12 protein-coding genes are annotated in these 12,812 nt (G+C 49.6%); 5 read left to right on the top strand and 7 right to left on the bottom strand.

Features of this window, described 5'->3' with window-relative positions:
- Positions 1-77: 77 nt before the first annotated feature.
- The 6 genes from eboC to AC2YIT_RS03285 form a co-directional block, all read right to left on the bottom strand.
- Positions 78-947: a UbiA-like protein EboC gene (gene eboC, locus AC2YIT_RS03310; RefSeq protein WP_430842465.1), complete on the bottom strand. Its 870-nt coding sequence runs from the start codon at positions 945-947 to the stop codon at positions 78-80.
- Position 948: 1 nt separating this feature from the next.
- Positions 949-1,977 (bottom strand): TatD family hydrolase, encoded by a 1,029-nt coding sequence (locus AC2YIT_RS03305; protein ID WP_430842467.1) that lies wholly within the window; start codon positions 1,975-1,977, stop codon positions 949-951.
- A gap of 4 nt (positions 1,978-1,981) precedes the next feature.
- Positions 1,982-2,830: an EboA domain-containing protein gene (locus tag AC2YIT_RS03300; RefSeq protein WP_430842469.1), complete on the bottom strand. Its 849-nt coding sequence runs from the start codon at positions 2,828-2,830 to the stop codon at positions 1,982-1,984.
- A gap of 199 nt (positions 2,831-3,029) precedes the next feature.
- Positions 3,030-3,659, bottom strand: coding sequence for an MgtC/SapB family protein (locus tag AC2YIT_RS03295; RefSeq protein ID WP_430842471.1), 630 nt, complete (start codon positions 3,657-3,659; stop codon positions 3,030-3,032).
- A 76-nt stretch (positions 3,660-3,735) separates the two neighbouring features.
- On the bottom strand, positions 3,736-4,134 hold the full coding sequence (locus AC2YIT_RS03290) for a DUF5618 family protein (protein ID WP_430842473.1): 399 nt from the start codon (positions 4,132-4,134) through the stop codon (positions 3,736-3,738).
- A gap of 54 nt (positions 4,135-4,188) precedes the next feature.
- Positions 4,189-5,481 carry an aminopeptidase P family protein gene (locus tag AC2YIT_RS03285; protein WP_487278221.1) on the bottom strand — a complete coding sequence of 431 codons (1,293 nt, stop codon included), beginning with the start codon at positions 5,479-5,481 and terminating at the stop codon, positions 4,189-4,191.
- A 165-nt stretch (positions 5,482-5,646) separates the two neighbouring features.
- On the opposite strand from AC2YIT_RS03285, the gene AC2YIT_RS03280 reads away from it, so the two are divergent.
- Positions 5,647-7,173: a S8 family serine peptidase gene (locus AC2YIT_RS03280; protein WP_430842476.1), complete on the top strand. Its 1,527-nt coding sequence runs from the start codon at positions 5,647-5,649 to the stop codon at positions 7,171-7,173.
- Here the strand turns inward: AC2YIT_RS03280 and AC2YIT_RS03275 are convergent, their stop codons facing one another.
- Positions 7,174-8,769, bottom strand: a complete 1,596-nt coding sequence (locus AC2YIT_RS03275; protein WP_430842478.1) for a Na+/H+ antiporter — start codon at positions 8,767-8,769, stop codon at positions 7,174-7,176. It lies immediately after the preceding gene.
- 256 nt (positions 8,770-9,025) lie between these two features.
- On the opposite strand from AC2YIT_RS03275, the gene AC2YIT_RS03270 reads away from it, so the two are divergent.
- From AC2YIT_RS03270 to AC2YIT_RS03255, 4 genes are all read left to right on the top strand, one after another.
- Positions 9,026-10,285, top strand: coding sequence for a Gfo/Idh/MocA family protein (locus tag AC2YIT_RS03270; RefSeq protein WP_409014504.1), 1,260 nt, complete (start codon positions 9,026-9,028; stop codon positions 10,283-10,285).
- A gap of 39 nt (positions 10,286-10,324) precedes the next feature.
- On the top strand, positions 10,325-11,221 hold the full coding sequence (locus AC2YIT_RS03265) for a sugar phosphate isomerase/epimerase family protein (protein WP_487278220.1): 897 nt from the start codon (positions 10,325-10,327) through the stop codon (positions 11,219-11,221).
- 120 nt (positions 11,222-11,341) lie between these two features.
- Positions 11,342-11,923, top strand: a complete 582-nt coding sequence (locus AC2YIT_RS03260) for a Crp/Fnr family transcriptional regulator (RefSeq protein ID WP_487278219.1) — start codon at positions 11,342-11,344, stop codon at positions 11,921-11,923.
- A gap of 90 nt (positions 11,924-12,013) precedes the next feature.
- Entirely contained in the window at positions 12,014-12,685 is a 672-nt protein-coding gene (locus AC2YIT_RS03255; protein WP_487278218.1) for a hypothetical protein, read from the top strand.
- The last annotated feature ends 127 nt before the right edge of the window (positions 12,686-12,812 follow it).

Raw genomic sequence — 12,812 nt, 5'->3', positions numbered from 1 at the left:
CAATTAATTTATCAGGCAGAAACCACGTACTAACTACACAAGCCGTCCATCCTCCTTCCTCCCTTTCCTCCTTTGAATTAAGTGACCGCAAATGCCTTCGCCAAATACATCGAAAGCGGCAGTAAGGCGAGTACAGCAATAGCGATAGGTAGCAGGCCAAAAGCTGCGCACCAGGAAGCATTCATGACAATCAGCGAGATAACCCCTGCTTTCACCGCCTTACCAATCAGCGGGCCGATGGGATTCTGCATAGCATTCCAGAGCGGGCGGAAAATGAACCATGCGTGCAGCAATACAAATGGAATGGTAAACAAAAGATTACCCTTGCCCTGCGCGATCGTCAGCTGTGCGGCAAGTACCGCGAGGTAAAGAAATGCGGCAATATATAAGGTGCGTTTCTTGCCTCCATGCACTTCGTCCTGGCTGATGAGCGTGATCGCGCCGATGTACATGATCGGGAAAACGGCGATGAATGCCCATTGCTGAAACGATTCAGGCAATACGCTCATGCCGAGGATGAGGTTCCCGCCCCGGCACATGCCCATCACGAGCGGACCGAAGAATACGTGATGTTTGGCAAAGCGGTTGTATAAAATGGTGAGCATCGCAACGACCACGGCAATCATTCCGCTCTGTAAACTGAACGCTCCCGCAGCGATGATGCCGAGCAGCAATAGCGAAATGCCCATCGTTGCAGCCTGTGCAAGTGGTACTTTGCCGCTGGGAATTGGGCGCTCGGGCCGCTCTACGGCATCGAGTTTGGCATCGAAAACATCATTCATCACCACGCCGCCGCCGTAAAGACCAAGCGTTGAAACTACAAGTAATGCGGGCGAGAAATCCGAGAAGGTAAACTGCGCGATCGCCATACCGGCCAGAATGTCCGCGATAGCGGTAACAAGGTTGGCCGGGCGCGTCAGCTGCAAATAAGGTTTGAGGCTGCTCACTTTAATTGATCACTAAAAAATCTTTCACCGGAGCCGGCTGCTGACCGCCTCTCAGAATGCTGTTGCCATGGAATTTCTCCGTCTGATCGACGGCGTAGCCCGATTCAAAGTCGCTCACATCGATCTGCCCGCTTTTGCCGAATGCGTCGATCGCATTCTGGTAAGTCACGAGGCGAATTGTTTCATCCGAAATACCACGCATTTTCATCAATGCAGCTGTTTTTGGAATCGCCAGCGGGTCGGAAATACCCCAGTCGGCGGCGGAGTTGATCATAATACGTTCGGGACCGTATTGTTCCACCACTTTCACCATCCTTTCATTACCCATTTTTGTAAACGGATAAATGGTAAATGCCGCCCAGAAACCCTGGTCTAGCACGCTTTTTACGGTCTCTTCATTGTTATGGTCCACAATCACCCACGACGGGTCGATGCCGTGTTCCAATGCAATGGCCATGCTGCGCTCGGTACCTTTCTTCTTGTCGCGGTGCGGCGTGTGGATTTGTACAGGCAGTTTTGCTTCTTTGGCGAGTTCGAGTTGCAGGCGGTAATACTTTTCTTCGGCGGGCGTCTGGTCGTCGAAACCGATCTCGCCGACACCTACTACGCCTTCTTTATAAATGTAGAGTGGTAAAATTTCCATTACCTGTTCTGCCAGAGGCTCATTGTTGGCCTCACGCGAGTTCAAACCCATGGTGCAGTAATGTTTGATACCAAACTGCGAGGATCTAAATCTTTCCCATCCTACCAGACTGCTATAATAGTCCTTGAATGTCGATAAACCCGTACGCGGCTGGCCTACCCAGAATGCGGGCTCGATGAGCGCCACGATACCGGCCTGGTTCATCGCCTGGTAATCGTCGGTCGTGCGGGAAACCATGTGGATATGCGGGTCGAAAAACCGCATTCCTTTGATGAGGTCCTTGTAATCGTTCCAGGCAATGTCGCGGTGCGCGGGAGCCTGGTTGGCTTCTTCGCTATCTTCGAAATGCGAAGGGTTAGGGGTTATTTCTGTATGATTAGCGCACATAATGTCAATGTTCAAGATCGGCCCAGGTCAATGCGCCGGATTTTACTGATTTTTCCAGATCGGTATATTTCGCCAAAAGGTAATTGGCAGCTGGCAGCGTCGCTTCACCGCAAGCCAGTGCAGCCGCTTTACGGTCTTCTTCTTTTTCAGAATCAAACAAATGCTGCATATCGGCCAAAAGCGCCGGGGTCAAATATTTTCCGGTAAGCCGCCACACCTGCGCAGGGACGCTGCGCCCTGCCGCCCAGCGCTCGTGCGCGAAATCCGACAGCGTCACTGCAAGCTTTTCGTTCGCGCGGTTTTGCAGGCCTTCTATGAAATGAATAGGCTTGTCGTTGAATATCGTTTTGAGCACCAGCTGGTTCCATGCGAGTTCGCTGAAATATTTCTCAGGGTAGGGATTATGCAATGCAATCGCATCAAACACAAAACCCATGTTCGACCGCACGGCGTCCGTCGCGCGGAAAAGCCATTGATCGGGATAGGAAAGCAGCGGTAATGCCGAATACAGCGCTACCAGCTCGTTCATTTCCGCCGTATCGAATAGTGTTTCAATGTTTCTAACATATTCGTCCTTGTCCGAAGGGTCGAGTTGCGTGAGCAGCCAAACGCGGCTGAGCCTCACGAGCGACCAGCCCTCGACCGAAAAACCCGGTATTTCAAGGTGTAGTGCGGCCTTTTCGGCGTCGGAGGTATGAATGATTTTTTTGGACAGAAACCTGGGAGTTGCCACGAAGGCGGTCATCAGGTCAATGGGGGCGGAGACTGCCTTCTGCTGCAACCATTCAGCCTCTTCGGCCGAAGTGTTCGAAGCGATGATCTGCCAGATCTTTTGTTTAATAATATCGGACATGTCTATTGTCTGTGGATCCTGTTTACCGGTTTACGCCGTGTAAATCTTTTGAGGACGTGGGTTATTGCTATAATGCCTGTTTGCTGGTATAAAGTTTCCGGTCGGCTATTTATAACGTATCAAGGGCTATTTTTGGCTCGTTTTCGGGCATGATAGATATCAGTTTTAATGAAAAACTAATATCATTTGTAACTGATGTTTAAAAGTCAAATTCAAGAATATCGGCGTCGTTGAGCAGGTGGTGCGTCAGTTTTTCGTGCTTTCTTTCTGAACCCTGCAACGTCCAACTGCCGGTAATATGAGTGCCGACGCGGCTTTGCTCGCCGCGCAGAATTTTCAAATCATATTCCTTGAAGAGATTTTCATAGGTTTTCAATGTCTTGCGCTGGTACACGCACATGATGCGGTAGTTGCGGATCTGGCTTTTCCGACGGATAAACTTCTGCACGGGCGACAAAATGACCAGCGTCATCCCCGAAATCACGAAACAACAGATGGTCACCTCGTAAAACCCGGCCCCGATACCCATCCCCACCGCTGCAGTCACCCACACGATCGCCGCCGTCGTAATTCCGACCACCCGGTTATTTTCCCGGAAGATGATCCCAGCACCAATAAAACCGATCCCGGTCACGATATTAGCAGCGATCCGTCCTGCGTCCGAACTGATTTTAATGGAAAGTATCGTAAAAAGCGTCGATCCCATTGCGATCAATATCAGCGTCCGCAAACCGGCCGATTTACTCCGGTATTCGCGCTCCGCGCCGATGATTGCGCCGAGGGCGAATGAGATCAATAATTTGTAAATGTCTTCGGGAAGGAGTTCCATTCAATGTGTTTTGTATTCATAAATAAAGCCGGGCAGATGCGGAATCTCCCGGCTCGCAATGTTGCAATGTTATGGCTCAGGCTGCCGAACGTAACTCTACCCAATCTATGATTATTTCAGCGCGTTGAAAGCCGAGCTTTACGACCTCGGCATCTCCCACGCCATCGTACGCCATCACGAGGTGTAATAGTTCATAAACGGATACGAACGTTTGCAATATCTTTTTATCCTGCTGGGACAGGTTGGCTTTGTACCAATCCACATCCTTCCGTCCCTTGGTTTTCTTGCCGAAATAATGGTCTAGCGCCAAAAGAACACCGGAATAAGCAGTATGCCCTGCCATTTTTACATACTTGGAATCTTGGTAAAAGCCATCTTCCTTGGCGCCTTTTTCGCGCAGGATTTCTTTTGCATTGTTCAAATAGCGCTTCGCCTCGGTTACGGCTTCCTGTGCGGAGAGTTCTTTTCTGGCCATATTTTAAGTGTATGTAATTTGGTGAATAATAAAACTACCCAAATTTACAAAGAATCACCTACCATTCATCCACTCCTCGATTTCCTCGGCCTCCAACGGAATATCCGCCATTAAATCCACATTCCCGTCCTCCGTGATCAGAATGTCGTTTTCCAAACGAATGCCCAATCCCTCTTCGCGAATGTAAATCCCCGGCTCACAGGTAAGAACCATCCCGGCCTCGAAGCGGCGGTATTTGTTGCCTACGTCATGGATGTCGAGCCCAAGGAAGTGGGAGGTGCCGTGGGGGAAGTATTTTTTGTAGGCAGGCCAGTCCGGGTCCTGGTTTGCGATATCCTCTTTGGTAATAAGTCCGAGACCGATGAGTTCACTTTCCATAATCCGGCCTATTTCCTGATGGTATTCATCCCAGATATTGCCAGGGACGAGGAGGCCTTTGGCGGCTTTGAAAACGCGCAGGACCGCGTCGTATACATCGCGCTGGCGCTTCGTGAAGCGGCCGTTTACCGGAATGCTGCGGGTAAGGTCGGCACCGTAGTTGGCGTATTCGGCGGCTACGTCCAGTAGAAGCATGTCGCCGTCCTTGCAAACCCGGTCGTTTTGGATATAATGCAGCACGCAGGCATTCGCGCCGGAAGCAATAATCGGCTGGTATGAAAAGCCTTTTGATCGGTTACGGACGAACTCATGCAGCAGCTCGGCCTCGATTTCGAATTCATGGACGCCCGGTTTGACGAATTTCAATACCCTTTCAAAACCTTGCTTGGTAATGTCACAGGCTTTTTGGAGCAATGCGATTTCCTCCGGCTGCTTCACCGCGCGCAGCTGGTGCATGAGTGGGGCCAGGCGCATGAGGTTGTGCAATGGATACCGGTTTTTGAAATCCGCGATAAACCTCGCGTCGCGCGACTGCACGTACGAGTCGTTACGGGTGTGCTCGTTGGTGTTCAGATACACATACTCAGCTTCGAAAACGATGTTGCCGAACACGGTTTCGTACTGGTGCGTCCAGTAAATACTCTGAATGCCGGTGGTGGCTTGGGCTTGTTCTTTGGTGAGCTTTTCACCTTCCCAAACGGCAATGGTTTCGTTCGTTTCGCGGAGGAAAAGTACCTCGCGGAACTTGGGATCAGGGTGGTCCGGGAAAATGAGTAGGATGGTTTCCTCCTGGTCGACACCGGTGAGATAAAACAAATCGCTGTTTTGTTTGAAACCCATTGTGCCGTCCGCATTGGTAGGCATAATGTCGTTGGCATTGAGAATGGCCAGTGATTTCGGTTTGAGCAAAGTTGTCAAACGGCGTCTGTTTTCAACAAATAGTTTTTGGTCGATCGGGGAATATCGCATGTCTGTATTTTTTCGGATCCGGTAATTTAATTTGTAAAATTACGTTTATCTTGTTCAAAAATTCTAAACATTTGCCGCCGCACGGAATGGTTTGCGGCTGTGCAAATACAGTTTTTAAAGTGTTATTATACCAAATTGATTAAGAATACCTAACTAATGCCGTTGATGAGAAGATTGCTTTTGCTTGCGTTTGTATTTGTGCCGTTGGTGTTGTCAGCAAGCCCGAAATATTGGATTTATCTGAAAAATAAAGATCTGACTTCGAGCCCTGCGGTGTCGGCGCTGACGTTGGAAAACCGGCAGAAACTAGGCCTGGTACTTTCGGACGAAACCGATTTGCCAGTAAAAAAGGAATATGAGGCAGCGCTTCGGCAGCAGTCGGTTAATATCATCAACCGCTCCAAATGGTTGAATGCTGTTTCGGCCAACCTTACCAGCGAGCAGGCGATGAAAGTAAGGGAGTTAGATTTCGTGGCCGATGTGGTGATGATCGATCCCGGTTTTTACATTGCACGCACGCAGCCGATCGAAAAGGCGCAAATGGCGCCAGTTATGTCGCAGGTACAGGCTAATGCATTTTTGAAAGAAAACATTACCGCTAAAGACGTGACGATCGGTGTGATCGACGCCGGTTTCTACGGTGCGGATTCTTCCCTTTCGCTTTCACAGGTTTTTTCCAATAAAAGAATATTAGGCATCCGGGATTATGTGAAGCCAGGCCGCCCGGGCGATCTGCTGTTCAGCACTGCCGAGTCGTTTTCCGACATGCATGGTACCGAGGTACTTGCCGCGATCTCGGGCATCGATTACCAGGATCAGGTGCAATATGGCATGGCTACCAATGCGAAGTTCTACCTCGCTCGCACCGACTATTCGATGCGCGAATACCGCGGTGAAGAGGATAACTGGATCGCGGCGATGGAATGGATGGACAGCCTGGGCGTGCGTTTGATCAACACTTCATTGGGTTATGCCAAAGGCTTCTCCGACCCGAAAGAAAACTATCAGCCATCGCAAATGGATGGCAAAACGAGCGCTATCAGCAAAGCGGCACAGATTGCCTCCGATAAAAAAGGCATTATGATTATCGTTTCCGCCGGTAATGAGGGCGACGATAAAAGCTGGGGGATCGTTTCTGCCCCGGCGGATGCAAAAGGTGTACTTTCAGTCGGCGCTACCAATGGCAAGCTTTGGAACCGCATTGGTTACAGCAGCGTCGGGCCGGAGTTTTTGTCTTATGTGAAACCGAATGTTTCGTGCTTTTCCTTGTACGGAACATCGCTTTCCGCGCCTGTGATTACCGGTTTTGCGGCCTGTTTGTTACAAGCCAATCCGCAGCTTTCAAACAAAGAACTGATCTCATTAATCGAGAAATCATCGCATTTGTATCCTTATGGTAACAATTTTGTAGGGTACGGCGTGCCCCAGGCTTCCCGCGCGCTCGCGCTGGCGAAGGCCCCGTATTTGCCTAATAACTCCAAACTGATAACCGCCAAAGGGCGTACTTGCGAGGTAGATGTAACCAGCCAGGATCCGATGGTCGCTATTTACCGCAAGAAAAACGAAAAAGACGTGATCGCGCAGCAGGTAGCGAAGGTTCAAAACGGTAAAGTGTCGCTCAAACGCCAGAATAACGAGAAATTCACCACCATTGACCTTCGGGATTACGTGGTGGAGGTGGAGTGGAATTAATTAGGGTGACCTTCGGAGTCTTGCTTCTTCGAGATCGAGTTCATGCTCTTTGGTCTTGATGAGCTCGTTGGAGCAAGTTCTCTCCTGTCTCAGTTTCAGGATTTCCTCCCGTTTTACTTCAATAATTTCCAATAGCATCTTTCTGTATTTGCGCACGTGGCTCACTGACTTGCTGTCTTCGGAATGAAGCAGTTTATAATCAGCCATTTCGACGATTTTCTCATATCGGTCTTTCAATAGCCGGAATGGCTCGAAATCCTGTATCTCACCTTCATAATTGGATTTCATGTAATCGAGGCTCACTGTTGCCAGTCGGGAGTTTATCAATGCATTCTCCTTTTCCAGGCTGTCGCCATCATCTTCAATTTTCAACCACTTGATGAGGTAAGGCAGGCTGAGCCCTTGAAATACCAGTGTGAAGAGGATCACGACGAATGTGATAAATAAGAAGAGGTCGCGATGCGGAAATGCCTTGCCATTCATTAAAAGTGGGATAGCCAATGCAGATGCCAGCGAAACCACGCCGCGCATCCCACTCCAGGCGACGATGAACACGGGCTGCCAGCCAGGCCTTGCCTCTTTTTTGCGAATGGATTTGAAAAGAATCCGGGGAATGTAAGTACTGGGAAAAACCCAGATAATGCGGATCAGAATGGTAACAATGCTGATAATGACAGCGTAAGTCACTACCTCGGTGACGGTGTACTCATGCAATCCCTTCATCACCTCAGGTAGTTGCAGACCTATTAGAATGAACACAATGCCATTTAAAAGGAAAACGACCGTTTGCCAGACATAATTGGTTTGCATTCTCGATTGATAAGTAAACAGCTCGTGTGCGCGGAAGCTCAGGAACAGTCCGCCGCTCACTACCGCCAGTACGCCCGAATAGTGGAAATGCTCAGCCGCGATGTACATCAAATAGGGTGAAATGAATGTGAGCGCCGTGTCGATACTCGGAGTAGTCGGGAAAAAACGATGTACTACGTACAGCACATGCGCGATGGCTAATCCGATGAGGATACCCATAATGGCCACCATCAGGAAGTCTGCCCCTGCTTTCCAGAGCACAAAGTTGCCCGTTTCGATCGTCGCGAGCGCCACGCGGAACACGATCAGCGAAGAGGCATCGTTGACAAGACTCTCTCCTTCTAGAATTGTGACGACGCGCTTTGGAACCTTCAATCCATGCAGAACGGAAGTTGCTGCCACGGCATCGGGGGGAGAAATAATGCCGCCAAGCACAAAGCCCATCGCCAGTGTGAAACCCGGAATAAGCGCGTGGCTGATATAGGCAATGGCGGTGGCCGTAAATACCACCAGACCGATAGATAACAGCCCGATTGCCCGCCGGGATGCCCAGAAATCTTTCCAGGAGGTATTCCAGGCCGCTTCATAAAGCAATGGCGGCAGGAAGATCAGGAAAACCCAGTCAGGTTCAAGCTGGATATGGGGCATTCCGGGAACAACACCGATCAGCAAGCCCGCGATGACCAGGAAGATCGGGTATGAAATGCCTATTTTTTCGCTCAGCATCGTGAGCATCGAAACCACAAAAAGGAGGGATATAATGAGCAGCAAATTCTCAAGGACCATATTCAGGAAACGGAAGTTCGGGGATATAAAACTATATAAATTGTATCGTTAACATCTAATAACTTTTGTGTGTGGTCGAGCACGCAAATGGAAATTTTGGTTTATATTAGCAGGAAATATTACGGTTTTGCATTAACTTTAATGCCTTTAAGATCCTGTATCACTGGCATAATCAACAGAAAATTCAATAAAAACAGTCATTCCATCACCTAATCCTTAATTGACAATGAGTACTTCTCGGAGAGATGTTTTGAAAATGGCGGGAGTTGCATTGGCAGGTAGCACGTTGCCGACCTTTGCGATTCTGAACCCCAATCGCGCTTTTGCAGGCGTAAATGCCGACACCCTCAAAGTAGGTTTGATCGGTTGCGGCGGCCGCGGCTCCGGTGCTGCCAACCAGGCTTTGAAAGCCGACCCGAATGTGGTGTTGTGGGCAATGGGCGACATTTTCAAAGACAAAATGGACGCGTCGCTTGAAAACCTTACCAAAGTGCACGGTCCGAAAGTGAAAGTGGATGAAGGTCGTAAATTCATTGGTTTCGACGCTTTCAAAAAAGTGCTGGACTCAGGTGTGGATGTAGTGCTGCTTGCTACGCCTCCTCATTTCCGTCCCGAGCACCTCACTGCCGCGATCAATGCAGGTAAGCACGTGTTCTGCGAAAAACCAGTGGCAGTCGATGCTCCTGGTGTACGTAAAGTGCTGGACGCAGCGAAATTGGCAAAACAAAAGAATGTGTCCCTGATGTCGGGCTTCTGCTGGCGTTACCACGAGCCGAAACGTGCGAGTTTCGCGCGAATCCTCGATGGCGCAGTGGGCGACATTACGGCTATCTATAACACTTACGACACCGGTACACTGTGGTCGTTCCCACGTGTTTCGGGCTGGACAGACGCTGAATACGTACTGCGTAACTGGACTTACTACACCTGGCTCGCCGGTGACCACATTGTGGAGCAGGCCGTTCACAGCATCGACATGATGGCGTGGGCAATGGGTGGCAAGCTGCCGGTTTCGGCGGTAGGTACAGGCGGCCGTCAGGTTCGTACCGACTCGTTGTTCGGTAATATCTTCGACCACTTCTCGGTTGTTTACGATTACGATAACGGTGTGAAGGGCTTCCACCACTCACGCCAGCAGGCGAACTGCGAAAACAGCTACCTTGTACAAACGCTCGGTACCAAAGGATCAGCGATGGTGAACTGTGCACGTAACGTGCACGAAATCACAGGTGCTAACCCCTGGAAGTACGAAGGCGTACAAAACGATATGTACCAGACAGAGCACAACGAACTGTTTGCGTCTATCCGTAGCGGTAAGCTGATCAACGACGGCGAGTTCATGGCACACAGCACATTGACCGCCATCATGGGTAGAATGGCTGCCTACACCGGCAAACGCATTACCTGGAACGAGGCATTGAACTCTACCGAGAAGCTGGGCCCTGATACTTATAGCTTTGACATGAAACCACCGGTTGTAGAGGTGGCTAAACCAGGTATCACTGCATTCTCCTGATACCTTATGCAAAGAAGAGATTTCTTAAAAAACACCGCCATGGCAGCATCTGCCGTGGCGGTGGGCTCTTCGGTGCTGGCGAGCGCCGAAGCAAATGCTGCTATGCCCGCTGCCGGCGCCCGGGTGGCCGCACGTCCGATGGTGAAGAAAAGTCTTAAATGGGGCATGGTGAAAGAGGATTTGTCGATCATGGACAAATTCAAACTCCTGAAAGACCTCGGCTACGACGGTGTCGAACTCGATTCGCCCGACAAGCTGGATATGAAGGAGGTGCTTGCCGCGCGCGACAAAACCGGCCTCGAACTGCCTGGAACCGTGAACTCGATGCACTGGAAACTCCCATTGTCAGATCCGGATCCCAAAAAACGTGAAGAATGCGTCAAGTCTATCGAAAAGGCATTGTACGACACCAAGCAATACGGCGGAACTACGGTGCTGGTGGTACCGGGCGTTGTGAATGCGAATGTGACGTACGCGGAAGCATACGAGCGCTCGCAGGCGGAAATCCGCAAGCTGCTGCCGGTTTGTGAAAAAACAGGTGTTAAGATCGCGTTCGAGAACGTTTGGAACCAGTTCTTGCTGAGTCCACTCGAAGCTGCCCGTTATGTGGACGAGTTCAAACACCCGATGGTAGGCTGGTATTTCGATGTAGGCAACGTGCTCCGTTACAGCTGGCCGGTTTCGTGGATCGAAGCATTGAACAAGCGCATTCTCAAACTGGATTTGAAAGAATTCAGCTTCAAAAAACAAAACGACCTGGGGCTCTGGAAAGGCTTCGACGTGGAGTTTATGGAAGGCGATTGCAATTGGTCCGAAGTGAACAAGGCATTGCAAAAGATTGGCTACTCGGGCTGGGCTTCCGCGGAAGTTTCCGGCGGTGACCGCAAACGTTTATTGACTATCCGTGAGAAGATGGATCTCGTATTTAACGCATAATTACACTTCTTACAAATGCAGAAAAGGCCCGGGGAACCGGGCCTTTTTTTGTGCCTTGTTGTAGTATAGAAATGTGGTTGAAAATTTTCAACTTGCGGTTATATCAACACACTATATCATATGTATTGCGAATTCATATCCTCCCTGAGTGAAATCCTGCCCGTTGAAGACCAAACCCGGTCACTGTTTCAGCAGAGATTAAAAATCGTGAAGGTTCCGAAGGGACGGGTGCTACTCTCGGACGGCGAAACATGTGATAAACTCTGGTACCTGCAATCGGGCCTTGTGCGTGGTTACCATTTCGCAGCCGACGGTCAGGGCAACTTCCGCGACGTTACCGACTGGTTTGCCAGCGAGGGCGACTTTTTCCATGCCGCCGACAGTTTCTCAAAACAGCTCCCATCCCGCGAATACATCGAGACCCTGGAAGCCTCTGTACTCATTTACATTACAAGGGCTGACCTCTACGAGCTATATATGAACCATCCCCAGGCCTGCTGCATTGGCCGTATCATCGCCGAGCGCCAGTTGCTGACGCATCAGGATTTGCTCCGCGACATGCGCACGCTTTCCGCGCCAGAGAAGCTCGAATCGTTCCGTACCCGCTCCCGCGAGCTCTTCAACCGTGTGCCCCAGAAGTATATCGCCTCCTACCTCGGCATCTCCGAAAACTACGTCAGCAAGCTCAAATCCCGACCCTGAATTTTCTTCCTTTTTGTAGGTCCGATCCTTCCTTTTCCCAGAACGGGTGTGGTTTGTTCTCATTTTATTTGTACAAAAAATATAAATAATATGAAGAGAGCATGCTACCTAGTTGTGATGGCCTTTTTGGGGCTTGTTAGTTTAATGCAAAGTGCTCATTGTCAGGAGCAAAAGAAGCCTCCGGAACGGATTCGCAGTAATCACGCTAGTACAGACTATCGGTGGGATATCAGTTTGGACGCGTATCGGCTTAAAGGTGCCTCTGGCATGAACCCGTTTTTTACGCTAAGATATGCCCCTAATCCGAGAGGTGCTTTTCGGTGGTCAATTGGGGACATTTCATGGTTAAGTGAAAAAGATGCCAGAGGTGCTGATTCGAGCGGGATTTTGCCCCCCGATGCTGAGTTCTGGCTTCATCGACGAGTTTTTAACGTCGTTACATCCTTTGGTTATGAGTTCAGACGAAATCTCAAATTAGGTCAACTGCTCTACGGAGTGGACGCCTGGCTTTATTGGAATAATAACTACCAATATTCGTCTCCGGAGACCTGGACGACAATTGTTGATCTGAGCCTGGGGCCATTTTGCGGTTATAAATATCAAATCAACAAGCGATTTTCTGCATCTGTGGAAACTTGCATGGCTTTCTCTTATCAATGGCAAAAGTCCAGAAATCAGAGCGGCGGGTATAATTACCGGGACCGGCATATTGGAATAGAGCCAAATTACATTAGCAGGTTAAACTTTACTTTTCACTTTTAAATACAGCACTATGAAAACTAAAAAAATAGGCGGTTTGATTGCATTTGTATTTTATTGCTTTGGCTTATTAGTAAATGCTGATGGGCAGTCGTTGACCCTAAATTGTGGAGTTCCTAATAACACTTGT

This window comes from Dyadobacter sp. SRI_021 (assembly GCF_057586235.1).
This window is presented reverse-complemented; position numbering and strand designations above follow the sequence as displayed.

Coding starts and splice junctions, on each gene's coding strand:
- AC2YIT_RS03305 (WP_430842467.1), bottom strand. CDS start 1,977: ATGTGCGCTAATCATACAGAAATAACCCCTAACCCTTCGCATTTCGAA.
- AC2YIT_RS03300 (WP_430842469.1), bottom strand. CDS start 2,830: ATGTCCGATATTATTAAACAAAAGATCTGGCAGATCATCGCTTCGAAC.
- AC2YIT_RS03295 (WP_430842471.1), bottom strand. CDS start 3,659: ATGGAACTCCTTCCCGAAGACATTTACAAATTATTGATCTCATTCGCC.
- AC2YIT_RS03290 (WP_430842473.1), bottom strand. CDS start 4,134: ATGGCCAGAAAAGAACTCTCCGCACAGGAAGCCGTAACCGAGGCGAAG.
- AC2YIT_RS03285 (WP_487278221.1), bottom strand. CDS start 5,481: ATGCGATATTCCCCGATCGACCAAAAACTATTTGTTGAAAACAGACGC.
- AC2YIT_RS03280 (WP_430842476.1), top strand. CDS start 5,647: ATGAGAAGATTGCTTTTGCTTGCGTTTGTATTTGTGCCGTTGGTGTTG.
- AC2YIT_RS03275 (WP_430842478.1), bottom strand. CDS start 8,769: ATGGTCCTTGAGAATTTGCTGCTCATTATATCCCTCCTTTTTGTGGTT.
- AC2YIT_RS03270 (WP_409014504.1), top strand. CDS start 9,026: ATGGCGGGAGTTGCATTGGCAGGTAGCACGTTGCCGACCTTTGCGATT.
- AC2YIT_RS03265 (WP_487278220.1), top strand. CDS start 10,325: ATGGCAGCATCTGCCGTGGCGGTGGGCTCTTCGGTGCTGGCGAGCGCC.
- AC2YIT_RS03260 (WP_487278219.1), top strand. CDS start 11,342: ATGTATTGCGAATTCATATCCTCCCTGAGTGAAATCCTGCCCGTTGAA.
- AC2YIT_RS03255 (WP_487278218.1), top strand. CDS start 12,014: ATGAAGAGAGCATGCTACCTAGTTGTGATGGCCTTTTTGGGGCTTGTT.